The sequence below is a fragment of the Pseudomonas sp. 7-41 genome (genome assembly GCF_021233075.1).
Lineage (GTDB): Bacteria > Pseudomonadota > Gammaproteobacteria > Pseudomonadales > Pseudomonadaceae > Aquipseudomonas > Aquipseudomonas veronii.
In genome coordinates this window covers 6,482,037-6,504,626 of sequence record NZ_CP089551.1, presented here as the reverse complement: position 1 = coordinate 6,504,626, position 22,590 = coordinate 6,482,037, and the positions used below count along the sequence as shown (strand labels likewise).

General features: G+C 61.6%; 22 protein-coding genes. 16 read left to right on the top strand and 6 right to left on the bottom strand.

The genetic code is table 11. From position 1 onward, the window contains the following. Position 1 precedes the first annotated feature (1 nt). Entirely contained in the window at positions 2-502 is a 501-nt protein-coding gene (locus LQ249_RS29720) for a DUF523 domain-containing protein (RefSeq protein WP_079444887.1), read from the top strand. A gap of 1 nt (position 503) precedes the next feature. On the opposite strand, the gene LQ249_RS29715 is transcribed toward LQ249_RS29720, so the two are convergent. Further along, the gene (locus tag LQ249_RS29715; RefSeq protein ID WP_046381723.1) at positions 504-998 is read right to left on the bottom strand and encodes a transporter substrate-binding domain-containing protein; all 495 of its coding nucleotides are present in this window, start codon (positions 996-998) and stop codon (positions 504-506) included. A 133-nt stretch (positions 999-1,131) separates the two neighbouring features. On the opposite strand from LQ249_RS29715, the gene LQ249_RS29710 reads away from it, so the two are divergent. Continuing rightward, positions 1,132-1,572, top strand: coding sequence for a DUF4399 domain-containing protein (locus LQ249_RS29710; RefSeq protein ID WP_046381724.1), 441 nt, complete (start codon positions 1,132-1,134; stop codon positions 1,570-1,572). A gap of 67 nt (positions 1,573-1,639) precedes the next feature. Here LQ249_RS29710 and serA read toward each other — a convergent pair whose 3' ends face one another. Then, positions 1,640-2,869 carry a phosphoglycerate dehydrogenase gene (gene serA, locus LQ249_RS29705; protein WP_017845066.1) on the bottom strand — a complete coding sequence of 410 codons (1,230 nt, stop codon included), beginning with the start codon at positions 2,867-2,869 and terminating at the stop codon, positions 1,640-1,642. 367 nt (positions 2,870-3,236) lie between these two features. Here serA and LQ249_RS29700 point away from each other — a divergent pair, with 367 nt between their 5' ends. From LQ249_RS29700 to LQ249_RS29685, 4 genes are all read left to right on the top strand, one after another. Then, a complete protein-coding gene (locus LQ249_RS29700; protein ID WP_046381725.1) occupies positions 3,237-4,631 on the top strand; it encodes an FAD-binding oxidoreductase in 1,395 nt (464 codons plus the stop codon). A gap of 22 nt (positions 4,632-4,653) precedes the next feature. Then, the gene (locus LQ249_RS29695; protein WP_128192468.1) at positions 4,654-5,319 is read left to right on the top strand and encodes a fumarylacetoacetate hydrolase family protein; all 666 of its coding nucleotides are present in this window, start codon (positions 4,654-4,656) and stop codon (positions 5,317-5,319) included. 171 nt (positions 5,320-5,490) lie between these two features. Next, positions 5,491-6,417, top strand: a complete 927-nt coding sequence (locus tag LQ249_RS29690; protein WP_169881783.1) for an SdiA-regulated domain-containing protein — start codon at positions 5,491-5,493, stop codon at positions 6,415-6,417. 118 nt (positions 6,418-6,535) lie between these two features. After that, complete coding sequence (locus tag LQ249_RS29685) at positions 6,536-7,450, top strand: SdiA-regulated domain-containing protein (protein ID WP_108524858.1); 915 nt, start codon at positions 6,536-6,538, stop codon at positions 7,448-7,450. A gap of 31 nt (positions 7,451-7,481) precedes the next feature. On the opposite strand, the gene rpiA is transcribed toward LQ249_RS29685, so the two are convergent. Continuing rightward, on the bottom strand, positions 7,482-8,153 hold the full coding sequence (gene rpiA, locus LQ249_RS29680; protein ID WP_079444884.1) for a ribose-5-phosphate isomerase RpiA: 672 nt from the start codon (positions 8,151-8,153) through the stop codon (positions 7,482-7,484). A gap of 135 nt (positions 8,154-8,288) precedes the next feature. Here rpiA and ilvA point away from each other — a divergent pair, with 135 nt between their 5' ends. Then, the gene (ilvA, locus tag LQ249_RS29675; RefSeq protein WP_017845060.1) at positions 8,289-9,803 is read left to right on the top strand and encodes a threonine ammonia-lyase, biosynthetic; all 1,515 of its coding nucleotides are present in this window, start codon (positions 8,289-8,291) and stop codon (positions 9,801-9,803) included. 41 nt (positions 9,804-9,844) lie between these two features. After that, the gene (locus LQ249_RS29670; protein WP_017845059.1) at positions 9,845-10,258 is read left to right on the top strand and encodes a DUF2269 family protein; all 414 of its coding nucleotides are present in this window, start codon (positions 9,845-9,847) and stop codon (positions 10,256-10,258) included. 111 nt (positions 10,259-10,369) lie between these two features. Here the strand turns inward: LQ249_RS29670 and LQ249_RS29665 are convergent, their stop codons facing one another. Beyond that, positions 10,370-11,026, bottom strand: coding sequence for an HAD family hydrolase (locus tag LQ249_RS29665; protein ID WP_046381729.1), 657 nt, complete (start codon positions 11,024-11,026; stop codon positions 10,370-10,372). Between the two features lie 143 nt (positions 11,027-11,169). Between LQ249_RS29665 and LQ249_RS29660 the strand changes: the two genes are divergently transcribed. Together LQ249_RS29660 and ptsP are read left to right on the top strand one after the other, a co-directional pair. Next, positions 11,170-11,649, top strand: coding sequence for an RNA pyrophosphohydrolase (locus LQ249_RS29660; RefSeq protein ID WP_026139795.1), 480 nt, complete (start codon positions 11,170-11,172; stop codon positions 11,647-11,649). 22 nt (positions 11,650-11,671) lie between these two features. Beyond that, positions 11,672-13,951 (top strand): phosphoenolpyruvate--protein phosphotransferase, encoded by a 2,280-nt coding sequence (gene ptsP / locus LQ249_RS29655; protein WP_017845056.1) that lies wholly within the window; start codon positions 11,672-11,674, stop codon positions 13,949-13,951. Positions 13,952-14,118: 167 nt separating this feature from the next. On the opposite strand, the gene LQ249_RS29650 is transcribed toward ptsP, so the two are convergent. Then, positions 14,119-14,865 carry an NRDE family protein gene (locus tag LQ249_RS29650; protein WP_169881781.1) on the bottom strand — a complete coding sequence of 249 codons (747 nt, stop codon included), beginning with the start codon at positions 14,863-14,865 and terminating at the stop codon, positions 14,119-14,121. A 121-nt stretch (positions 14,866-14,986) separates the two neighbouring features. Between LQ249_RS29650 and LQ249_RS29645 the strand changes: the two genes are divergently transcribed. The 3 genes from LQ249_RS29645 to LQ249_RS29635 all read left to right on the top strand — a co-directional run bounded on the left by LQ249_RS29645 (position 14,987) and on the right by LQ249_RS29635 (position 17,534). Next, positions 14,987-15,769: a sulfite exporter TauE/SafE family protein gene (locus LQ249_RS29645; RefSeq protein ID WP_017845054.1), complete on the top strand. Its 783-nt coding sequence runs from the start codon at positions 14,987-14,989 to the stop codon at positions 15,767-15,769. 66 nt (positions 15,770-15,835) lie between these two features. Then, complete coding sequence (gene lgt / locus LQ249_RS29640) at positions 15,836-16,648, top strand: prolipoprotein diacylglyceryl transferase (RefSeq protein ID WP_057003970.1); 813 nt, start codon at positions 15,836-15,838, stop codon at positions 16,646-16,648. A 52-nt stretch (positions 16,649-16,700) separates the two neighbouring features. Beyond that, positions 16,701-17,534, top strand: a complete 834-nt coding sequence (locus LQ249_RS29635; protein ID WP_057003969.1) for a thymidylate synthase — start codon at positions 16,701-16,703, stop codon at positions 17,532-17,534. Between the two features lie 82 nt (positions 17,535-17,616). On the opposite strand, the gene cadR is transcribed toward LQ249_RS29635, so the two are convergent. Beyond that, a complete protein-coding gene (cadR, locus tag LQ249_RS29630; protein WP_017845051.1) occupies positions 17,617-18,066 on the bottom strand; it encodes a Cd(II)/Pb(II)-responsive transcriptional regulator in 450 nt (149 codons plus the stop codon). Between the two features lie 84 nt (positions 18,067-18,150). On the opposite strand from cadR, the gene LQ249_RS29625 reads away from it, so the two are divergent. From LQ249_RS29625 to LQ249_RS29615, 3 genes are all read left to right on the top strand, one after another. Continuing rightward, a complete protein-coding gene (locus tag LQ249_RS29625; RefSeq protein ID WP_198864257.1) occupies positions 18,151-20,409 on the top strand; it encodes a heavy metal translocating P-type ATPase in 2,259 nt (752 codons plus the stop codon). A 16-nt stretch (positions 20,410-20,425) separates the two neighbouring features. After that, positions 20,426-21,289, top strand: coding sequence for a LysR family transcriptional regulator (locus tag LQ249_RS29620; protein WP_057003967.1), 864 nt, complete (start codon positions 20,426-20,428; stop codon positions 21,287-21,289). A gap of 236 nt (positions 21,290-21,525) precedes the next feature. Next, positions 21,526-22,590: a putative 2-aminoethylphosphonate ABC transporter ATP-binding protein gene (locus tag LQ249_RS29615; RefSeq protein ID WP_193039773.1), complete on the top strand. Its 1,065-nt coding sequence runs from the start codon at positions 21,526-21,528 to the stop codon at positions 22,588-22,590.

Sequence of the window (22,590 nt, the reverse complement as noted above, 5' to 3'; positions counted from 1 at the left end):
CATGGAAAAAATTCTCGTCAGCCGCTGCCTGCTCGGGCACAAAGTGCGCTATGACGGCGGCGCCAGCGGGCCGTTCGATCAACTGGCGGCATGGCAGGCCGAAGGCCGCGTGGTTGCGATCTGCCCGGAAGTGGCGGGCGGTTTGCCCACGCCCAGGCCTTCCGCTGAGATTCCGGGCGGGCAGGGTATCGACGTGTGGGAGGGCCGCGCCCAGGTGCTGACCGCCGCGGGCGAGGACTTCAGCGCCGCCTTCCTCGACGGCGCCCGCCAGGCGTTGGCGCTGGTGCAGCGCCACAATATCCGTATCGCCGTGCTCAAGGCCAATAGCCCGTCCTGTGGCAATGTGCTGACCTATGACGGCACTTTCAGCGGTGTGAAGGTGAGCGGCGAGGGTGTCACGGCGGCGCTGCTCAAGCGCCATGGGGTGCTGGTGTTCAGTGAGTTGGAGTTGCTTGAGGCGGCGCAAGCCCTGGCCCGTCTCCCAAGCCCTCCCACATTTTGATTTACTGTGCTTTGACTTCCGCCGTGTCGCTTTCGAGCCACTTCTGCCCCAGCGCCTTCAACCGGCCATCGGCTTTCACCCGTTGCAGCGCATTGTCCAGGCTCGCCTTGAACGCCGGGTTGCCCTTCTGGAACGGAATGGCCAGCGCCGGCTTGTCGCGATAAGGCTCACTGAAATCGAACTGATCCTGCAACTCGGCAGTCATAGCGATATGGTTGATGGCCACGTCGTACTTGCCGCTTGCCACGCCGGGCAGCATGTCACTGTCGTCGGTGGTGATGAACGAGGGGCGCACATCCATCTCTTTGGCCAGTTGTTCACCGAGTTCCACTTCAAAACCGGTGAGTTTCTCGCCGTCCTTGAAGTTGAAGGGCGGGGTATTGGCCTCGAGGGCGATGCGCAGTTCACCGCGGTCAAACACATCATCGATCAATTCGGCGTGAGCCAAGGGGCTCATCAGAGGAAGCAGCAGTAACAGGCCAGGCGAAAAGCGCATGGTCACTCCTAAATAATTCGAATGTGCGAGGCGCGGTTCAGCATCGCTTTGTTATGGTGTTGAGTGCCTTGGACAGCAATTAGTCGCTAAGTTGTCATAACCCTACAAATTTCATAGAAAAGTGGAGAAGCGAATGAAAGCCCTTTTGTCTCGTGTAACGATTGCCGGCGTACTATTGGGTGCTTCGATGTTGGTGACCGCCGCAGACGGCATCCCTCGCAGCGCGCCACCTGAAAATGCCAAAGTGTTTATCGTTTCGCCGAAAGACGGCGCCACCGTCGATAAAACCTTCACCGTCAAGTTCGGCATGGAAGGTCTGAAACTGGCCCCGGCCACCGACCAGACCCCAGGCACCGGCCACCATCACCTGCTGGTCGACCAGAAGGCGCTGCCCGACGCCAGCGTGCCGATCCCGGCCACCGACAGCGTAATCCACTTCGGCAAGGCCCAGACCGAAACCGAGCTGACCCTGACCCCTGGCAAGCACACCTTGCAACTGGTCGCCGGCGATAAACTGCACATGCAGTTCAACCCGACTGTAGCGTCGAAAGTGATCACGGTTAACGTCAAGTAAGATTTGTTCAGACAAAAAAATGGGAGACCCCTGCGGGCCTCCCATTTTTCGTAGGGCGTTTGAAGCGTTAGAACAACACGCGGCAACGAATCGTGCCGTTGATGTGTTGCAGCTTCTGTTGCGCCAGGTCCGAGTACTCGGCGTCGACGTCGATCACCACGTAGCCGACCTTCTCGTTGGTCTGCAGGAACTGACCGGAAATGTTGATGCCGTTTTCCGCGAAGACCTTGTTGATCTCCATCATCACACCCGGGATGTTCTGGTGGATGTGCAGCAGACGGTGCTTGCCAGGGTGAGCCGGCAGGGCCACTTCCGGGAAGTTGACCGAGGACACCGACGTACCGTTGTCGCTGTACTTGACCAGCTTTTCCGAGACTTCCAGGCCAATGTTGGCCTGGGCTTCAGCGGTGGAGCCGCCGATGTGCGGGGTCAGGATCACGTTGTCCAGGCCACGCAGCGGGCTTTCGAAGATGTCGTCGTTGGAGCGTGGCTCCACCGGGAACACGTCGATGGCGGCGCCGATCAGGTGCTTGTCCTTGATCGCGTCGGCCAGGGCGTCCAACTCGACCACGGTGCCGCGGGCGGCGTTGATCAGGATGCCGCCTTTCTTGATCGCGCGGATTTCCTTCTCGCCGATCATCCACTGGGTCTCAGCGGTTTCCGGCACGTGCAGGGTGACGATGTCGGACATGCCCAGCAGCTCGGTCAGGCTCGACACTTGCGTGGCGTTACCCAGTGGCAGCTTGGTCAGGGTGTCGTAGAAGAACACCTGCATGCCCAGGCTTTCGGCCAGGACCGACAGTTGAGTGCCGATCGAACCGTAACCGATGATCCCCAGCTTCTTGCCGCGGATTTCGAAGGAGTTGGCTGCGCTCTTGATCCAGCCGCCACGGTGGCAGGAGGCATTCTTCTCCGGAATGCCGCGCAGCAGCAGGATGGCCTCGGCCAGCACCAGCTCCGCGACGGAACGGGTGTTGGAGTACGGTGCGTTGAACACCGCGATGCCGCGCTCGCGCGCTGCGTTAAGGTCGACCTGGTTGGTGCCGATGCAGAAGCAGCCGACCGCCACGAGTTTCTTGGCGTGATCGAAGACCTCTTCGGTCAGCTGAGTGCGGGAGCGAATGCCGATGAAGTGCGCGTCGGCGATCTTTTCCTTGAGCTGGGCTTCCGGCAGAGAACTGGTGATGTACTCAATGCTGGTATACCCGGCGGCTTTCAGAACTTCGACAGCCGATGGGTGGACGCCTTCCAGAAGAAGGAACTTGATCTTGCTCTTATCGAGAGAAGTCTTGCTCATCTGCGTAAACCTGTATCCCGGAGAAAAATGGCAGGGAATCGGATCGCCGGATGTGTCCTGATTCACCAATACTGTTCCCGTTTGACGGCGTCTGTTGCCGTCATGCTGCGTTGCCGCTCCTCCCCATAGCCAGAGCTATGAGTCGTCGCGGCGCCTTGCCTGACGACAACAGCCACTCGTCAAACAGAAACGTATTGGTAAATCAGGGCACAGAGCTGACCCGGACGGCAGGAAAGCCGTCACCGCAGAACGCCCTTGGGCTCTGTCCTACGGGGGCGGTATGCTAGCATACGCGCCCCGCTAAACACCTATTCCTGCGACGTGAAGCGTTCTCAGGATGACCATGAATTGTTCGAGAGTTCTGTCGATGACCCATCCTGCCCTGATTGATGAGCTAAAGACCCTGGTTGAGCCCGGCAAAGTGCTGACCGACGCCGACTCCCTGGAGGCTTACGGCAAGGATTGGACCAAGCACTTCGCCCCGGCCCCGACTGCCATCGTATTCCCCAAGACGGTTGAACAGGTGCAGGCCATCGTGCGCTGGGCCAATGAGCACAAGGTCGCGCTGGTGCCGTCCGGTGGGCGTACCGGCCTGTCGGCTGCCGCCGTTGCGGCCAATGGTGAAGTGGTCGTCTCGTTCGACTATATGAACCAGATCCTCGAGGTGAACCTCACCGACCGCACCGCCAAGTGCCAGCCGGGCGTGGTCACCAAGCAATTGCAGAACGTCGCCGAAGAGCACGGCCTGTACTACCCGGTGGACTTCGCTTCGTCCGGTTCGAGCCAGATTGGCGGCAATATCGGCACCAATGCCGGCGGAATCAAGGTCATTCGCTACGGCATGACCCGCAACTGGGTCGCCGGCATGAAGGTCGTCACCGGCAAAGGCGACGTGCTGGAACTGAACCGCGACCTGATCAAGAACGCCACCGGCTACGACATGCGCCAGCTGTTCATCGGCGCCGAAGGCACCCTGGGTTTTGTGGTGGAAGCCACCATGCGCCTGGATCGTGCGCCGAAAAACCTCACCGCGATGGTGCTCGGCACCACCGACTTCGACGCGATCATGCCGGTGTTGCACGCATTCCAAAGCAAGCTGGACCTGACCGCTTTCGAGTTTTTCTCTGACAAGGCCCTGGCCAAAGTCCTCGGCCGTGGTGACGTGCCGGCGCCGTTCGAGACCGAGTGCCCGTTCTACGCACTGCTGGAATTCGAAGCCACCACCGAAGAAGTCGCCAACCACGCCCTGGAAACCTTCGAGCACTGCGTCGAGCAGGGCTGGGTGCTGGACGGCGTGATGAGCCAGAGCGAAACCCAGCTGCACAACCTGTGGAAACTGCGCGAGTACATCTCCGAGACCATTTCCCACTGGACGCCGTACAAGAACGACATTTCGGTGACGGTATCGAAAGTGCCGGCATTCTTGAAGGAAATTGACGCGATCGTCGGCGAACACTACCCCGACTTCGAGATTGTCTGGTTCGGCCATATCGGCGACGGCAACCTGCACCTGAACATCCTCAAGCCGGAAAACCTGAGCAAGGACGAGTTCTTTGCCAAGTGCGCCACCGTGAACAAGTGGGTGTTCGAAACCGTGGCGAAGTACAACGGCTCGATCTCCGCCGAACACGGCGTGGGCATGACCAAGCGCGACTACCTGACCTACAGCCGCTCGCCGGTTGAAATCGAATACATGAAGGCCGTGAAAGCGGTGTTTGACCCGAACGGGATCATGAACCCCGGCAAGATCTTCGCTGTTTAACCGCCCCTGAAGGAGTCGATCCATGAGCTACCAGCACAAGTATGTCGACGGCACCAACATCCACTTCCCGGTGGGTAAAGTGGTGTGTATTGGGCGTAACTACGCCGAACATGCCAAGGAACTGGATAACCCGGTACCGACCGAACCGTTGCTGTTCATCAAGCCGGGCAGCTGCGTTGTGGCACTGGAAGGCGGTTTCAGCATTCCCACCGAACGTGGTTCGGTGCATTACGAAGCGGAAATTGCGGTGCTGATCGGCAAACCCCTGTCGACCAAGCCCAGCCGCGAAGAAGTGCTCGATGCCATCTCCGGTTTCGCCCCGGCCCTGGACCTGACCCTGCGCGACAAGCAGGCCGAATTGAAAGCCAAGGGCTTGCCGTGGGAAATCGCCAAGTCCTTCGACGGCGCGGCGGTGATCGCGCCGTTCGTGGTCGGCAGCACCTTCCCGGACCTGACCGATATCGGCATTCGCCTGAGCATCAACGGCGAAGTGCGCCAGAATGGCAACAGCGCGGCCATGCTCAACCCGATCATCCCGATGATCCAGTACATGGCCGGCTGCTTCTCGCTGCAGGCCGGCGACGTGATCCTCACCGGCACCCCCGCTGGCGTTGGGCCGTTGAATGTCGATGACAAGCTGGTGCTGGAACTGTCCGGTGTGACCCGCTTCGAAAGCAGCGTTCGCTAACTTCGGCACAACCCTGTGGCGAGCGAACAAGCTCGCTCGCCACAGCTCCCGCACCCGTTTCGGTTGTTTGCATATTTTTCACACCCCATCCGGATAATCTTCAGCCTCTAGCGCGCGGGCCGGTTATTCCTGTGCTATCACCTAACGCTGACTTTCCGGAAAAAGCGCCCAATGGCCGTGTCCCTGCCTACCTTCACCCCCAAGCCACGCTCTCGTTTTGCTCTGCGCTGGTATTCCTGGCTGCTTCTGGTCGGGGCGATCGTGTATGGCGTTGCCTGGGCCATGCATTGGGACGATCGCGGTGTGTTGTGGGTCGTGGAGCGTTTTGAAAGCCCGGCCAAACGCCAAGCGAGCGTGTGGCTCCCGGATTACCGCGCCGTCATCGACGCCAAGCTGCTGCCCGGTATGGAGAAGGACGAGGCCTCGGACCTGTCCTACAACCCGCAGACGAAAACCCTGTTTTCCGTCATGGGCAAAAATCCATTCCTCGTCGAGTTGACCCTGCAAGGCGATGTGCTGCGCAAGATGCCCCTTAACGGTTGGAACAACCCGGAAGGTGTGACGGTGATGGAAAACGGCCTGATTGCCGTGGTCGATGAACGCCAGCACAGCCTGACCATCGTCAAGGTCGACGCCAGCACCACGGCGTTGAACAAGGCCGACTTCCCGAGTTACGACCTGGGCCCGTCCAAAGACCAGAACAAAGCCTTTGAAGGCGTCACCTGGGACAAGCGCAACCAGCAGTTCGTGCTCGGCGAAGAACGCCCGCCGGCGCTGTTCACCTGGAAAAGCGACGGCAGCCAGACCCTGGTCGGTGACAAGCAAAAGCTCGCCAATACAAAGCTCGACATGCGCAACCTCTCGGCGCTGGCCATCGATCCGCGCACCGGGCACCTGCTGGCGCTGTCGGCCGAGTCCCACCTGCTGCTGGAACTGGATGAAAAGGGCGAGCCAGTCAGCTTCATGACCTTGCTCGGCGGCTTCAACGGCCTCAAGAACACGATCCCGCGTGCCGAAGGCGTGACCCTGGACGAGAACGGCAACCTCTACATGGTCAGTGAGCCGAACCTGTTCTATCGTTTCGAAAAGCAGAAATAACAACCGATTACGTCGGATATTTCTCTATCCGCGGCATACGCCACACACCGGGCGCGTTTAAGTTTAAATTCAGGCGGGCGTGATATTCATTCGCCATTTTTGACTTTGAGCCCGCCCGATGCGTCGACTTGCCCGCCCCAAACCGGCTTTTTTCATACTGGTGCTGATCGCCTTGATGGGCGCGGGCGTTGTCGCACAACAGTTTCGTCTGTTCGAACGGGCCTGGTTCAATTGGCAGGTGTGGGGCCAGCCTGTTGGCGACCGCGCCATTGGCCTGGCGGATTACCGGGTCAGCGTCGAGGGCCAGGTGATCGAAGGCCTGGATGACGACGTCTCCGCGCTGACCTACGACCCGGTGCGTAAAAGCCTGTTTACCGTCACCAACAAAAACGCCGAGCTGGTCGAACTGTCCCTCGCTGGCAAGATCCTGCGAAGGATTCCCCTGGTTGGCTTCGGAGATGCCGAGGCCGTGGAATTTATCAGCGACAACATCTATGTCATCAGCGATGAGCGCCAACAGCGCCTGATCAAGGTGCATGTGGATGACGATACGCAGTTCCTCGACGCCGCCGACGCGGAGCAGATGACCCTGGGTGTGCATGTGGGGGGCAACAAGGGGTTTGAAGGGCTTGCCTACGACTCGGTGGGCAAGCGCCTGTTCGTGGCGAAGGAACGCGACCCGATGGTGATCTATGAGGTTCATGGGTTTCCCCATTTCAAACCGGAAAAAACCTACTCGGTCCACGTCATCAACAACCCCAAGCGCGATGCCGGGCTGTTCGTGCGCGACCTGTCGAGCCTGCAATACGACGAACGCAGCGGCCATTTACTGGCGCTGTCGGATGAATCGTTCCTGGTGTTGGAGCTGGATATCGACGGTCGCCCGTTAAGCAGTTTGTCGCTGCTTAACGGGCGCCATGGCCTGAATACGCGGGTGCCGCAGGCCGAAGGGATCGCCATGGATGACGCGGGTACGTTGTACCTGGTCAGCGAGCCGAACCTGTTCTACGTGTTCAAGAAACCAGAAGCCTGAACACACCGCCGACCCCACATTCGGTTGTGCATCAGGCCTTGAGGGTTTTCACGCCTTCCGGGGTGCCCAGCAGCAGCACGTCAGCCGGGCGTGCGGCGAACAGGCCGTTGGTGACCACGCCGACGATGGCGTTGATCTGCGTCTCAAGCTCCACCGGGTTGGTGATCTGCATGTTGTACACGTCGAGGATGATGTTGCCGTTGTCGGTCAACACGCCTTCGCGGTACACCGGGTCGCCGCCCAGCTTCACCAGCTCGCGGGCCACGTGGCTGCGGGCCATCGGGATCACTTCCACCGGCAGCGGGAAGGCGCCGAGTACCGGCACCAGTTTGCTGGCGTCGGCGATGCAGATAAAGGTCTTGGCCACGGCCGCGACGATCTTCTCGCGGGTCAGGGCCGCGCCACCGCCCTTGATCAGGTTCAGGTGCGCGTCGCTTTCATCGGCGCCGTCGACGTAGAACTCCAGGTCGCTGACGGTATTGAGCTCGTACACCGGAATGCCATGGCCCTTGAGGCGCGCGGCGGTGGCTTCGGAGCTGGCCACGGCGCCATCGAACGCGCCCTTGTGCTTGGCCAGCGCATCGATGAAGCAGTTGGCAGTGGAGCCGGTGCCGACGCCGACGATGCTCTTGTCATCGAGTTTAGGAAGGATTAAATCGACGGCGGCCTGGGCCACTGCCTGTTTGAGTTGATCCTGGGTCATGCGGGCTCCGGAACGGGCGGGGAGTAGAGAGGGCGCGAGTATAACCCATCAAAACCTTTGGATTCGTGTGGTCGCCCGGCCAAACGCTGAGTTAGACTCGTCGACCCTGCCCACTCCGCCCAGTGATGCCTGCCGATGCTTGAACAGTACGTCAAAAAGATCCTCACCTCGCGCGTTTACGACGTTGCCATAGAAACCCCGTTGCAGGCCGCCCGCCAGCTCTCCGAGCGGCTGGGCAACAAGGTCTTGCTCAAGCGGGAAGACTTGCAGCCGGTGTTCTCGTTCAAGATTCGCGGCGCGTACAACAAGCTGACCCAGTTGACGGCCGATGAGCGCGCGCGCGGCGTGGTCACCGCTTCGGCGGGCAACCATGCCCAGGGCCTGGCCCTGGCGGCCAAGGTGCTGGGGGTCAAGGCCACTATCGTGATGCCCAAGACCACCCCGGAAATCAAGGTCGAAGGCGTGCGTTCCCGTGGCGGCAAAGTGGTGCTGCACGGTGATTCGTTCCCGGAAGCCCTGGCCTACTCGCTGAAACTGGTCGACGAAAAAGGCTACGTCTACATTCACCCCTACGACGACCCGCACACCATTGCCGGGCAGGGGACCGTGGCGATGGAGATCCTGCGCCAGCACCCTGGGCCGCTGGACGCGATCTTCGTGCCGGTCGGCGGCGGCGGGTTGATCGCCGGTATCGCAGCGTATGTGAAATACCTGCGTCCGGAGATCAAGATCATCGGCGTCGAGCCGGACGACTCCAACTGCCTGCAGGCCGCCATGGCCGCCGGCGAGCGCGTGGTGCTGCCGACCGTGGGGATTTTTGCCGATGGCGTGGCGGTGGCGCAGATCGGCCAGTACACCTTCGACATTTGCAAAGACTATGTGGACGAAGTGATCACCGTCAGCACCGATGAAATCTGTGCGGCGATCAAGGACATCTATGACGACACCCGCTCTATCACCGAGCCAGCGGGCGCCTTGGGTGTGGCGGGCATCAAGAAATACGTCGAGAGCCGTGGCGTCACCGGGCAAACCCTGGTGGCCATCGACTCCGGCGCCAACGTCAACTTCGACCGCCTGCGCCATGTGGCCGAGCGCGCCGAGCTGGGTGAAGGCCGCGAAGCCATCATCGCCGTGACCATCCCCGAGAAGCCGGGCAGCTTCAAGGCGTTCTGCGAGGCCGTGGGCAAGCGCCAGATCACCGAATTCAACTATCGCTACCACTCCGGCCGCGAGGCGCACATTTTCGTCGGCGTGCAGACCCATCCGGAAAACGATCCGCGCAGCGCATTGATCGCCAGCCTGACCAGCCAGGGTTTCCCGGTGCTCGACCTGACCGAGAACGAACTGGCCAAGTTGCACATCCGCCATATGGTCGGCGGGCACGCGGCGAAGGTCAGCGATGAAGTGGTGTTTCGCTTCGAATTCCCGGAGCGGCCGGGCGCCTTGTTCAACTTTCTTAACAAATTAGGCGGGCGCTGGAACATCTCGATGTTCCACTATCGCAACCACGGCGCAGCCGACGGCCGCGTGGTCGCCGGCCTGCAAGTCCCGGCGGACGAGCGCCATCTGGTATCGGCAGCCCTTGAAGCCATCGGCTACCCATACTGGGATGAAAGCGATAACCCGGCTTACAAACTGTTCCTCGGTTGAGCGACTACGCTGATTGGGGCGGCCTTTAAGGAAGACGACACATGGAAACCCTGACCACCCTCAAAGTTATCCACATGGCGGCGACTGTGTTGCTGCTGCTCAGCGGCCTCGGCCTGGCGCTGCTGGCCTGGCGCAAACGCAGTGCCGGCCCGGCGATCACCGTGCAGCGCCCGTGGGCGTTCGTATGGTTGTTGATGGGGATCTGCCTGATCAGCATGCCGTTTACCGGCTGGTGGCTGGTGCATCTGGTCGGCTGGCCGCTGGGGCAGACCTGGATCCTGGGTTCCAGCCTGCTCTACACCGTCGCGGCGCTGTGCTGGTTCTGGCTGGTGGCGCGGCTCAATCGCTTGCGCAAGGGCGAGGGCGGTAGCCTGAATTTCACCTTGGCATTGGCGGTGGTCAGCCTGGTGGGGTTTGTGGCGATTGCGGGGTTGATGGGGGCCAAGCCGGTTTAAGGCTTTACACCGAGTTGTCTGCATCGGGAGCAAGCTCCCTCCCACATTTAACCGCGTACATCCGTTGAAATGCAGTTAAATGTGGGAGGGGGCTTGCCCCCGATAGGGCCATCAGCTCCGCAGCGTAATCACCGGCCAGCCCCGCTTCTCGGCCTCAGCCCGCAGATTCGGGTCCGGGTCTACCGCGATCGGATACGTCACCTGCTCCAGCAGCGGCAAGTCATTCATCGAATCGCTGTAGAAGTAGCTGTCTTCCAGGCTGTGCCCGGTTTCTTCCAGCCAACGGTTCAGGCGCGTCACCTTGCCTTCGCGAAAGCACGGCACATCGGTGCTGCGCCCGGTGTAGCGGCCGTCTTCCATCTCGCATTCGGTGGCGATCAGGGCGTCTACGCCCAGGCGTGCGGCAATTGGCGCGGTGACGAAGCGGTTGGTCGCGGTGATGATCACCAGCTTGTCGCCAGCGGCGCGGTGCTTGGCCAGCAGTTCAAATGCCTGCGGCAGCATGATCGGCTCGATGCAGTCGCGCATGTAGTCGTTGTGCCATGCCTCCAATTGGGCCATTTCGGTGCGGCCGAGGATTTCCAGGCAAAAATTCAGGTAGGCCGCGTTATCCAGCTGGCCGGCCAGGTAGTCCTGATAGAATTCGTCGTTGCGTGCCTTGTAGGTCACCGGGTCGAGAAATCCGCGTTCACAGAGGTAATCGCCCCAGGCGTGATCGCTGTCACCCCCCAGAAGCGTGTTGTCCAAGTCGAATAAAGCCAGGCGCATTACAGTTACCCGCTGAAAAGTCTGTAAAAAGGCGTCCAGAATACGGTCTTTTCACAAGACTGCACATAAGCTAAGAAGCCTCGTTGCCGCTGGAACAACCTTTGTGGAACAATGCGACGACATGCGTTTGCGAGGTTGTTGCCGTGATCGACCCCGATGGTTTCCGTCCTAATGTCGGGATTATTCTTACGAATGATTCCGGACAGGTCCTATGGGCTCGCCGAATCAACCAAGATGCCTGGCAGTTTCCTCAAGGTGGGATCAACCCTGACGAAACCCCTGAAGACGCCTTGTACCGCGAGTTGAACGAAGAAGTCGGCCTTGAGCGCGAAGATGTGCAAATTTTGGCCTGTACCCGTGGCTGGTTGCGTTATCGTTTGCCGCAACGCCTGGTGCGTACCCACAGCCAACCGCTGTGTATCGGCCAGAAGCAGAAATGGTTTCTCCTGCGCCTGATCTCCAACGAGCAGCGGGTGCGGATGGATTTGACCGGTAAACCGGAGTTCGATGGCTGGCGTTGGGTCAGTTATTGGTATCCGTTGGGCCAGGTGGTGACATTCAAGCGCGAGGTTTATCGTCGCGCTCTCAAAGAGCTTGCCCCGCGCCTTTTAACGCGCGACTGACGACGGAGTTCGACCCCGAGCCATGCTCAATACGCTGCGCAAGATCGTCCAGGAAGTTAACTCCGCCAAGGATCTCAAGGCGGCGTTGGGGATTATTGTGTTGCGCGTCAAGGAAGCCATGGGCAGCCAGGTCTGCTCGGTTTACCTGCTGGACCCCGAGACCAACCGTTTTGTGCTGATGGCGACCGAGGGCTTGAACAAGCGCTCCATCGGCAAGGTCAGCATGGCGCCCAATGAAGGTCTGGTGGGCTTGGTAGGGACGCGTGAAGAACCCCTGAACCTTGAAAACGCGGCTGATCACCCGCGTTATCGCTACTTTGCCGAAACCGGCGAAGAGCGCTACGCCTCGTTCCTCGGCGCGCCGATCATTCACCACCGCCGCGTTGTCGGCGTGTTGGTCATCCAGCAGAAAGAACGCCGCCAGTTCGACGAAGGCGAAGAAGCCTTCCTCGTGACCATGAGCGCGCAATTGGCCGGGGTGATCGCCCATGCCGAAGCCACCGGCTCGATTCGCGGCCTGGGGCGCCAGGGCAAGGGCATCCAGGAAGCCAAGTTCGTCGGCGTACCGGGCTCGCCAGGTGCGGCCGTCGGTACGGCCGTGGTCATGTTGCCGCCGGCCGACCTCGATGTGGTGCCGGACAAGACCGTCAGCGACATCGACGCCGAAATCAAACTGTTCAAGACCGCCCTGGAAGGCGTGCGCGCCGACATGCGCAACCTGTCGAACAAGCTCGCCACCCAACTGCGCCCCGAAGAGCGAGCGCTGTTCGAGGTGTACCAGATGATGCTGGATGACGCGTCGCTGGGCAGCGAAGTCAAAAACGTGATCAAGACCGGCCAGTGGGCCCAGGGCGCGCTGCGCCAGGTGGTCTCCGATCACGTCAACCGTTTCGAATTGATGGACGACGCCTACCTGCGCGAGCGCGCCTCGGATGTGCGCGACCTCGGTCGCCGTCTGCTCGCTTACTTGCAGGAAGACCGTTCCACCAACCTGGTCTACCCCGACAACACCATCCTGATCAGTGAAGAACTGACCGCCACCATGCTCGGCGAAGTGCCGGAAGGCAAACTGGTGGGCCTGATCTCGGTGCTCGGTTCGGGCAACTCCCACGTCGCGATCCTGGCCCGGGCCATGGGCATTCCGACGGTGATGGGCCTGGTGGACCTGCCGTATTCCAAGGTCGACGGCATCGAAATGATCGTCGACGGCAACCGTGGCGAGGTGTTCACCAACCCCAGCGAAGTGATGCGCAAGCAGTACGCCGAGGTGGTGGAAGAGGAACGCCAGCTGTCCCAGGGCCTCGACGCCTTGCGCGAACTGCCCTGCGTGACCCTCGACGGGCATCGCGTGCCGCTGCTGGTCAACACCGGCCTGCTCGCCGATGTGGCCCGCGCGCAACAACGCGGCGCCGAAGGGGTGGGGCTGTACCGCACCGAAGTGCCGTTCATGATCAACCAGCGCTTTCCGAGCGAGAAGGAGCAGCTGGCGATTTATCGCGAGCAACTGTCCGCCTTCCATCCGTTGCCGGTGACGATGCGCAGCCTGGACATTGGCGGCGATAAGTCACTGTCGTATTTCCCGATCAAGGAAGACAACCCCTTCCTCGGCTGGCGCGGGATTCGCGTCACCCTCGACCACCCGGAAATTTTCCTCGTACAAACCCGCGCCATGCTCAAGGCCAGCGAAGGCCTGAACAACCTGCGCATCCTGCTGCCGATGATCTCCGGCACCCATGAGCTGGAAGAAGCCCTGCACCTGATCCACCGCGCCTGGGGCGAGGTGCGCGACGAAGGCGCCGACGTACCGATGCCGCCGATCGGCGTGATGATCGAAATTCCGGCGGCGGTGTACCAGGCCAAGGAACTGGCGCGGCAGGTCGACTTCCTGTCGGTGGGCTCCAACGACCTGACCCAATACCTGCTGGCCGTGGACCGCAACAACCCACGGGTGGCCGACCTCTACGACTACCTGCACCCGGCGGTGCTGCAAGCGCTGCAACATGTGGTGCGCGACGCCCATGCCGAAGGCAAGCCGGTGAGCATCTGCGGGGAAATGGCCGGCGATCCGGCGGCAGCGGTGCTGTTGATGGCGATGGGCTTTGACAGCCTGTCGATGAACGCCACCAACTTGCCGAAGGTGAAGTGGCTGCTGCGCCAGGTCAACCTGAGCATGGCCAAGGAACTGCTGGCCGAGCTGATGACCATCGACAACCCGCAAGTTATCCACAGCTCGCTGCAACTGGCGCTGAAGAACCTGGGGTTGACGCGGATGATCAACCCGGCCTCTGCCAAGACCCTCTAAAACCTGGCGCCGATCAAAAATGTGGGAGGGGCGGTGCGACGATTCGACTTGCCCCCGATTACGGAGTGTCAGTCAGCACACGAGCTTGCTCGCGAAAAACCTGAGGGTACTGCGTGCATTCAGGGGGGGCGCGTCATTGTTGACGTTTTTCGCGAGCAAGCTCGCTCCTACAGGTTGAGTTCGACTTCGCCGAGCCGCCCACCGTGCGGCCCAAAACTGCGCTCCACCATCTGCCGCGTGCCGTCCGCATTCACAATCAGCGCTGTACTCGCCCGTGTCCCATAACTGGGGCTGGCGATAAATACGCTTGATAGCAAACTCTCGGTCGCCAAGCCCACGCCGGTGTCCGGCAAGTCGGCAAACGGCGCGGTCTGCGGGTCGCTCAAGATATCCAGCAAGGTTTCCGGCTGCGGGTTCTCCAGTACCTCGCCCAGCGCTGCCTTGGCCTTGAGCAATTTCGGCCATGGCGTGTCGAGCCCTGCATTGGAAAGGCCGTACACCCCGGCGGGCAGCTGCGTAGGCACGCTGTCGCGGGCGTTGTAATGCCACAGTTCATCCCGCGTGCCCACCAACAGGTTGAACCCGGCATATTCAATCGCGCGGCCGTTGATCTCCGCCAAATACTGCTCAAGCGGCAGCGAACCGCTGAGAAACCGCGCCACCAGTTCCCCACGCGACTTGCGGGCCGGCGGTTGATGCGGGTCGCGGATATTGGTCAGGGCGGCAAACCGTCCGTCGGCGTTCACCCCCAGCCAGGTGCCGCCCGCTTCCTGGTCGCGGCCGGCATAGACCGCAGGCGCATCCGGCCATTGGGCCAGCGGCAGGCTGGGGCGGGCGTAGAACTCGTCACGGTTGGCCGCGACGATCAGCGGTTGGGCATGGCCCGGCCGCCAGGCGAAAACAATCAGGCACATCAGGCGATCTCCCTTTGTGTGTTTGGCCACTCTACCTACACTGGCGCGGGCGTTCCATCGTATCCAGTTGGGTCGCATGCCTTCCATCCGTTAACATGCCGGACTTGGTTTGGGGGCTCCCATGGAATTTCTGCTGTATTTACTGCTGGGCGCCTGTGCCGGGGTGCTCGCCGGGCTGTTTGGCGTGGGCGGCGGGATCATTATCGTGCCGGTGCTGGTGTTCAGCTTCACCTTGCAGGGCTTCGACCCGCAGGTGCTGACCCACCTGGCCGTGGGCACGTCCCTGGCGACGATCATCTTCACCTCGATCAACGCCGTGCGTGAGCACCATCGACGGGGCGCGGTACGCTGGCCGATCTTTGTGTGGATGACCGTGGGCATCCTGATCGGCGCCGGTTTTGGCGCGCTGACCGCCGAGGCGATTTCCGGCCCCCACTTGCAGAAGATCATCGGCGTGTTCGCGCTGATCATCGCCGTGCAGTTGGCCCTGGAGGTCAAGCCCAAGGCCAGTCGAACGGTGCCGGGCAAGCTCGGTCTGACCCTGGCGGGCACGGTGATCGGCTGGGCCTCGGCGATTTTCGGGATTGGCGGCGGTTCGCTGACCGTGCCGTTTTTGACCTGGCGCAGCGTGCCGATGCAGCAAGCGGTGGCCACTTCGTCGGCCTGCGGGCTGCCGATTGCGCTGGCCAGTGCATTAAGTTTCATGATTCTGGGCTGGCATGACCCGCTGCTGCCCGCTCATAGTCTAGGGTTCGTGTATTTGCCGGCGCTGCTGGGCATTGCCCTGACCAGCATGGTGTTTGCCCGCTTCGGCGCGCGCCTGGCGCACCGTTTGTCGCCGCGCTTGCTCAAACGCCTGTTTGCCGGGCTGCTGTTTTGCGTGGGTTTGAATTTCTTGCTGTAACGCAGCCTTAATCGCGCCCGGGCATGGTCCCGGTCGCCATAACGAATGATTTAACGAGGAGTCGCAATGCTGCCTTACCCGCAGATCGACCCGGTGGCCCTGGCCATCGGTCCGCTGAAAATCCACTGGTACGGGTTGATGTACCTGATCGGCATCGGCGGCGCCTGGCTGCTGGCTTCCCGGCGCCTGAACCGTTTCGACCCGACCTGGACCAAGGAGAAACTCTCCGACATGGTGTTCTGGTTGTCGATGGGGGTCATCGTCGGCGGACGCCTGGGGTATGTGCTGTTTTACGACTTGCCCGCTTACATCGCCAACCCGACGCTGATCTTCGAGGTATGGAAGGGCGGCATGGCCTTCCACGGTGGGTTTATCGGCGTGATGCTCGCCGCCTGGTGGTTTGGCCGTCGCAACGGCAAGTCGTTCTTCGAGCTGATGGACTTCGTTGCGCCGCTGGTGCCGATCGGCCTGGGCGCCGGGCGTATCGGTAACTTCATCAATGCCGAACTGTGGGGCAAGCCGACCGACGTGCCGTGGGCCATGGTGTTCCCGCCGTTCAGCGACCCGGCGCAATTGCCGCGCCATCCGTCGCAGCTGTACCAGTTCGCCCTGGAAGGTGTGGCACTGTTCCTCATTCTGTACATTTTCTCGCGCAAGCCACGGCCGACCATGGCTGTGTCGGGTATGTTCGCGTTGTTCTACGGCATCTTCCGTTTTGTCGTCGAGTTCGTGCGCGTCCCGGATGCGCAACTGGGCTACCTGGCGTTCGGTTGGGTGACCATGGGCCAGATCCTCAGTCTGCCGATGATCATTGTCGGCCTGGGCCTGCTGTGGTGGGCGTACAACCGTCCGCAACCGTTGAAGAACACCGCGCTTTGAATTCGAATGCCGAGGCCTGCGAGGTCTCGGCTGCACCGATACGGGTAATGACATGAAGCAATATCTCGAACTACTGAACGACGTCGTGACCAATGGCCTGACCAAGGGCGACCGCACCGGCACCGGCACCAAGGCTGTGTTTGCCCGTCAGTATCGGCATAACTTGGCCGACGGCTTCCCGCTGCTGACCACCAAGAAGCTTCACTTCAAAAGCATCGCCAACGAATTGATCTGGATGTTGAGCGGCAACACCAACATCAAGTGGTTGAACGAGAACGGCGTGCGTATCTGGGACGAGTGGGCCACCGAAGACGGTGATCTGGGCCCGGTATACGGCGAGCAGTGGACCGCCTGGCCGACCAAGGACGGCGGCACGATCAATCAGATCGACTACATGGTCGAGACGCTGAAGACCAACCCCAACAGCCGCCGCATTCTGTTCCACGGCTGGAACGTCGAGTACCTGCCGGACGAGACCAAGAGCCCCCAGGAAAATGCGCGCAACGGCAAGCAGGCCCTGCCGCCGTGCCACCTGCTGTACCAGGCGTTCGTGCATGACGGCCATCTGTCGATGCAGTTGTATATCCGCAGCTCCGACGTATTCCTCGGCCTGCCGTACAACACCGCCGCGCTGGCGCTGCTGACCCACATGCTGGCCCAGCAGTGCGACCTGATCCCCCACGAGATCATCGTCACCACCGGCGACACCCACGCCTACAGCAACCACATGGAACAGATCCAGACCCAACTGGCGCGCACGCCGAAGAAGCTGCCGGAATTGGTGATCAAGCGTAAGCCTGCGTCGATCTATGACTACAAGTTCGAAGACTTCGAAATCGTCGGTTACAACGCTGACCCAAGCATTAAAGCCGACGTCGCCATCTAAAGCCTGCCTCAGTCTAAAGGTGTGGGCTTGTGTGGGAGGGAGCAAGTCCCCTCCCACACTTTGATTCGGTTACCAGGCTGAATTAATGCCCATGGCTTCTGCCCACATGCGAAGGCTCAGCCTCGCTGGCGGCGACACTGCCGCTGACCTCCAGCCGCTGCAATATCCCGCACTGATCCAGCTCCGGCCCGCTGCCACAGCGCTGGCGCAGGTCGATCAGCTGTTCCTGTAATGCCAACAGGCCGTCGATCCGCGCTTTGACATGGTGGATATGCTCGTCGATCAGCGCGTTGACGTTTTCGCATTGGTCCTGCGGGCTGTCTCGTAAGCCCAGCAGGCTGCGGATTTCTTCCAGGGTCATGTCCAGGCTGCGGCAGTTGCGGATAAACACCAACCGCTCGGTGTGCGCCTGGGTGTACACGCGGTAGTTGGCCTCGGTGCGTGCCGGTGGTGGCAGCAAGCCTTCCTTCTCGTAATAACGGATGGTTTCCACCGGGCAGTCGGTCAGCTTGGCCAATTCGCCGATCTTCATCGCAACAATCTCCAAATGGGTGCTTGACCCTATAGTGGCTACAGGGTCTTTACTTGGCAACAGGCACCTTACGGACGCGACCAGATGAGCGACTCCCATCACACCCCGCACACGCACGATCACGCGCATGACCACGCTCATGCGCCGAAAAAACTGACACCGGTGCATGACCACGGCCACGCCGGTGCCTGCTGCTCCGGCACGCCAGCCCCGGCGTTGGTGCAACTGAGCGCCGCGCCCAGCGCCGATTCGCGCCTGAGCACCTTCCGCATCGAAGCCATGGACTGCCCCACCGAGCAGACCCTGATCCAGAACAAACTGGGCAAGCTTGCCGGTGTGCAGCAGCTGGAATTCAACCTGATCAACCGCATCCTCGGTGTCACCCATGACCTGCCGAGCACCGCGCCGATCATCGACGCCATCAAGTCCCTGGGCATGCAGGCCGATCCGATCGAAGAGGGCACCCCGGCTGCCGCACCGCCGGCGAAGAAACACTGGTGGCCGTTGGCGTTGTCCGGCGTCGGCGCCCTGGCGGCCGAAGTGATCCACTTCACCAACGCGGCCCCGACCTGGGTGATCGCCCTGGTGGCGCTGGTCTCGATCCTCAGCGGCGGCCTGACCACCTATAAAAAGGGCTGGATTGCCCTGAAAAACCTCAACCTGAACATCAACGCGCTGATGAGCATCGCCGTGACCGGCGCGATCCTGATCGGCCAATGGCCGGAAGCGGCGATGGTGATGTTCCTGTTCACCGTGGCCGAATTGATCGAAGCCAAGTCCCTCGACCGCGCGCGCAATGCCATCAGCGGCTTGATGCAGATGACCCCGGAACGGGCCACGGTGCGCCAGGCCGACGGCAGTTGGGCCGAACGGGAAGTGAACAGTGTGGAATTGGGCGCCATCGTGCGGGTTCGCCCCGGCGAGCGCATCGGCCTGGACGGCGAAGTCACCGCCGGCCAGTCGACCATCGACCAGGCGCCGATCACCGGCGAAAGCCTGCCGATTGAAAAAACCGTGGGCGATAAAGTCTTCGCCGGCACCATCAACCAGGCCGGTTCCCTGGAATACGCAGTCACGGCGGCCGCCAGCAACTCGACCCTGGCGCGGATCATCCACGCCGTGGAACAGGCTCAGGGCGCCCGCGCGCCGACCCAGCGTTTTGTCGACCGTTTTGCGAAGATCTACACCCCGGCGGTGTTCCTGTTTGCCCTGGGCGTGGCGCTGATCCCGCCGCTGTTCATGGCTGGCGTCTGGTTCGACTGGATCTACCGCGCCCTGGTGCTGCTGGTGGTCGCATGCCCGTGCGCCTTGGTGATCTCCACCCCGGTGACCATCGTCAGCGGCCTGGCCGCAGCGGCGCGCAAAGGCATCCTGATCAAGGGCGGCGTGTACCTGGAGGGCGGTTACAAGCTCGACTACCTGGCCCTCGACAAGACCGGCACTATCACCCACGGCAAACCGGTGCAAACCGACTACCTGGCACTGTTCCCGAATGTCGAAGACAGTGCGCCGGCGTTGGCCGCCGCCCTCGCCGGGCGTTCCGACCACCCGGTATCGCTGGCCATCGCCAACGCGGCTGTGGATAAAAACCTGCCGCGCCATGCTGTGGATAACTTCACTGCCCTGACCGGTCGCGGTGTGCGCGGTGATATCAACGGCGCAACCTACCACCTGGGCAACCACCGCCTGGTGGAAGAACTCGGCCTGTGCTCGCCCGCGCTGGAAGACAAACTCTTCGCCCTGGAGAAACAAGGCAAATCCGTGGTGCTGCTGCTCGACAAATCCGGCCCGCTGGCGCTGTTCGCCGTGGCCGACACGGTCAAGGACAGCAGCCGCGAAGCGATCCAGCAGTTGCACGAGCTGGGCATCAAAACCCTGATGCTCACCGGCGATAACACCCACACTGCCCAGGCGATTGCGGCCCAGGTTGGCATCGACCAGGCCCAGGGCGACCTGTTGCCCACCGACAAACTGCTAGCCATCGAAGCCCTTTACGGCCAAGGCCGGCGCGTGGGCATGGTCGGCGACGGCATCAACGACGCCCCGGCGTTGGCCCGCGCCGAGATCGGTTTTGCCATGGCCGCGGCAGGCACCGACACTGCCATCGAAACTGCCGACGTGGCCTTGATGGACGATGATTTGCGCAAGATTCCGGCTTTCATTCGGTTGTCGCGGCAAACCTCGAGTATCCTCAAGCAGAACATCGCCCTGGCGCTGGTGATCAAGGCAGTCTTCCTCGCGGTCACCTTCCTGGGCATGGCCACCATGTGGATGGCGGTGTTCGCCGACATGGGCGTAAGCCTGCTGGTGGTGTTCAATGGCCTGCGCCTGCTGCGCAAATAAATGATGTGAGGGTGGTGTGCTGAGTGCCGAGTTGAAGGCGTTTTTTATGGTCGCCCGCCTGGGCAGCATCACCCAGGCGGCGAAAAAACTCGGCCTGAGCCAGCCCACCGTCACCACGCAGATCCGCAACCTGGAAAGTCAGTACGGCGTCGAGCTGTTCTATCGCGGGGGCCGCCGCCTGACGGTCAGCGACGAAGGCGCGCGCCTGCTGCCGATGGTCAAGACGCTGTTGCAGCAGGAAGCGGATATCGAGTTTTTCCTGCGTAACAGTGGCCAGGTCCAGGGCGCATTGCGGATTGCCGCGACGGCGCCGTATTACATCCTCGACCTGGTCAAAGCCTTCCGCGAGCGTTTGCCCCAGGTGGACGTGTCGGTGGAAATCGGCAACTCCCAACAGGTGCTCGAAGCCCTGGATGATTACCGCGTCGACGTCGCCGCGTCCTCGCAACTGCTGGAAGACCCGCGCCTGATTCGCCGCGTGCTGGGCACCGATCCGCTGGTGCTGGCGGTGCATCGCAACCACCCGTTGGCGACGCTCGATCATGTGCCGTTGACCGCGCTGGCCGGGCATACGCTGTTGATGCGTGAAGCCGGCTCCACCACGCGACGCCTGACGGAACAGCTGCTGCAGGGCGCCGGCGTGAGTTACGGGCCGCTGCTGGAAATCGGCAGCCGCGAGTCGATTCGTGAAGCGGTGCTGCGCAATATCGGCATCAGCATCATCGCCCGCCAGGAAGTGCCCCATGACCCGCAACTGCGGGTGCTGACCATCGAGAACGCGCCGCAGATCGCTGAGTACCTCTACTGCCTCAAGGAAAGAAAAGGCGCTCGCCTGCCAGCTGCTTTTCTCGGGTTGGCGCAGGAAATGTCGCCGATCTGAAATCCGGTGGTGACCTTGAGGGCGCTATCGGGGCAAGCCCCCTCCCACACTTGACCGAGTTCCAACATGAGAATGCGGTCAAAATGTGGGAGGGGGCTTGCCCCCGATAGCGCCAGACCTGGCACCCCCCCTACCCAAATCCACCAATACCACTATCGCCACGTTTTGCCTTTCTGCCACATCAGGGACGCATTGCCTGCCTAGCATGGCCCTCATCTGTTTGATGAGGTGCCTCCATGAACACAGCCCTGACCCAACCCGGCGCGCCAATGAAGGTGCGCGGTATCCAGAAACGCTTCGGCGCCTTTACCGCGCTGGACAACGTGTCCCTGGACGTCGCCGCCGGCGAGCTGGTGTGCCTGCTGGGCCCGTCCGGTTGTGGCAAGACCACGCTGCTGCGCTGCATCGCCGGCCTCGAGCGCCAGGACAGTGGGGAGCTTTATCTGGGTGAGCGGGATGTTTCCCTGCTGCCGCCGCAGGCGCGGGACTACGGCATTTTGTTCCAGTCCTACGCGCTGTTCCCCAACCTCAGCGTTGAAGCGAATATCGGCTACGGCCTCACCGGCAGCGGTCGCGATGAAGTGCGCAAGCGTGTCGGTCAGATGCTCGAACTGGTCGGCCTGCTCGGCAGCGAAAAGAAATACCCCGGCCAACTCTCCGGCGGCCAGCAACAACGGGTCGCCCTGGCCCGCGCCTTGGCACCGGCACCCTCGCTGTTGCTGCTTGATGAGCCGATGTCGGCCCTCGACGCCCGCGTCCGTGAGCACCTGTGTACCGAACTGCGCCTACTGCAACGGCGCCTGGGCGTCACCACGCTGATGGTCACCCACAATCAGGACGAAGCCATGTTGATGGCCGACCGCATTGCCGTGATGAACAACGGTAAGGTCGAGCAATACGCCACGCCCCAAGAGATCTACGACCGCCCGGCCACACCGTTCGTGGCGGAGTTCGTCGGCCAGGGCAATTGGCTGCCGTTCAGCCGCAGCAGCGCGAGCCACGCCCAGGTCGGCGGGATGCACATGCGCCTGGCCGATGATGCTGGCGCGGCCACCTCCGGGCGCCTGTTCTGCCGCCCGGAGGCGATCAGCGTCAACCCGCTGGTGCATGAAGAGAACCTGTTTGCGGCCAAGGTCCGCGAGATCACCTTCCTCGGCAACCGTTGCCGCATGAGCTTTGAACTGGCGCAACTGCCCGGTCATCCGCTGCTGGCCGAACTGGCTCCGGAAGCCATGCCGCGCCTGGGGGCCCAGGACATCTGGGTCGCGTTGCCGCCGCGCAGCCTGCAGGTGTTTGCCTGA

Coding starts and splice junctions, on each gene's coding strand:
- LQ249_RS29720 (WP_079444887.1), top strand. CDS start 2: ATGGAAAAAATTCTCGTCAGCCGCTGCCTGCTCGGGCACAAAGTGCGC.
- LQ249_RS29715 (WP_046381723.1), bottom strand. CDS start 998: ATGCGCTTTTCGCCTGGCCTGTTACTGCTGCTTCCTCTGATGAGCCCC.
- LQ249_RS29710 (WP_046381724.1), top strand. CDS start 1,132: ATGAAAGCCCTTTTGTCTCGTGTAACGATTGCCGGCGTACTATTGGGT.
- serA (WP_017845066.1), bottom strand. CDS start 2,869: ATGAGCAAGACTTCTCTCGATAAGAGCAAGATCAAGTTCCTTCTTCTG.
- LQ249_RS29700 (WP_046381725.1), top strand. CDS start 3,237: ATGACCCATCCTGCCCTGATTGATGAGCTAAAGACCCTGGTTGAGCCC.
- LQ249_RS29695 (WP_128192468.1), top strand. CDS start 4,654: ATGAGCTACCAGCACAAGTATGTCGACGGCACCAACATCCACTTCCCG.
- LQ249_RS29690 (WP_169881783.1), top strand. CDS start 5,491: ATGGCCGTGTCCCTGCCTACCTTCACCCCCAAGCCACGCTCTCGTTTT.
- LQ249_RS29685 (WP_108524858.1), top strand. CDS start 6,536: ATGCGTCGACTTGCCCGCCCCAAACCGGCTTTTTTCATACTGGTGCTG.
- rpiA (WP_079444884.1), bottom strand. CDS start 8,153: ATGACCCAGGATCAACTCAAACAGGCAGTGGCCCAGGCCGCCGTCGAT.
- ilvA (WP_017845060.1), top strand. CDS start 8,289: ATGCTTGAACAGTACGTCAAAAAGATCCTCACCTCGCGCGTTTACGAC.
- LQ249_RS29670 (WP_017845059.1), top strand. CDS start 9,845: ATGGAAACCCTGACCACCCTCAAAGTTATCCACATGGCGGCGACTGTG.
- LQ249_RS29665 (WP_046381729.1), bottom strand. CDS start 11,026: ATGCGCCTGGCTTTATTCGACTTGGACAACACGCTTCTGGGGGGTGAC.
- ptsP (WP_017845056.1), top strand. CDS start 11,672: ATGCTCAATACGCTGCGCAAGATCGTCCAGGAAGTTAACTCCGCCAAG.
- LQ249_RS29650 (WP_169881781.1), bottom strand. CDS start 14,865: ATGTGCCTGATTGTTTTCGCCTGGCGGCCGGGCCATGCCCAACCGCTG.
- LQ249_RS29645 (WP_017845054.1), top strand. CDS start 14,987: ATGGAATTTCTGCTGTATTTACTGCTGGGCGCCTGTGCCGGGGTGCTC.
- lgt (WP_057003970.1), top strand. CDS start 15,836: ATGCTGCCTTACCCGCAGATCGACCCGGTGGCCCTGGCCATCGGTCCG.
- LQ249_RS29635 (WP_057003969.1), top strand. CDS start 16,701: ATGAAGCAATATCTCGAACTACTGAACGACGTCGTGACCAATGGCCTG.
- cadR (WP_017845051.1), bottom strand. CDS start 18,066: ATGAAGATCGGCGAATTGGCCAAGCTGACCGACTGCCCGGTGGAAACC.
- LQ249_RS29625 (WP_198864257.1), top strand. CDS start 18,151: ATGAGCGACTCCCATCACACCCCGCACACGCACGATCACGCGCATGAC.
- LQ249_RS29615 (WP_193039773.1), top strand. CDS start 21,526: ATGAACACAGCCCTGACCCAACCCGGCGCGCCAATGAAGGTGCGCGGT.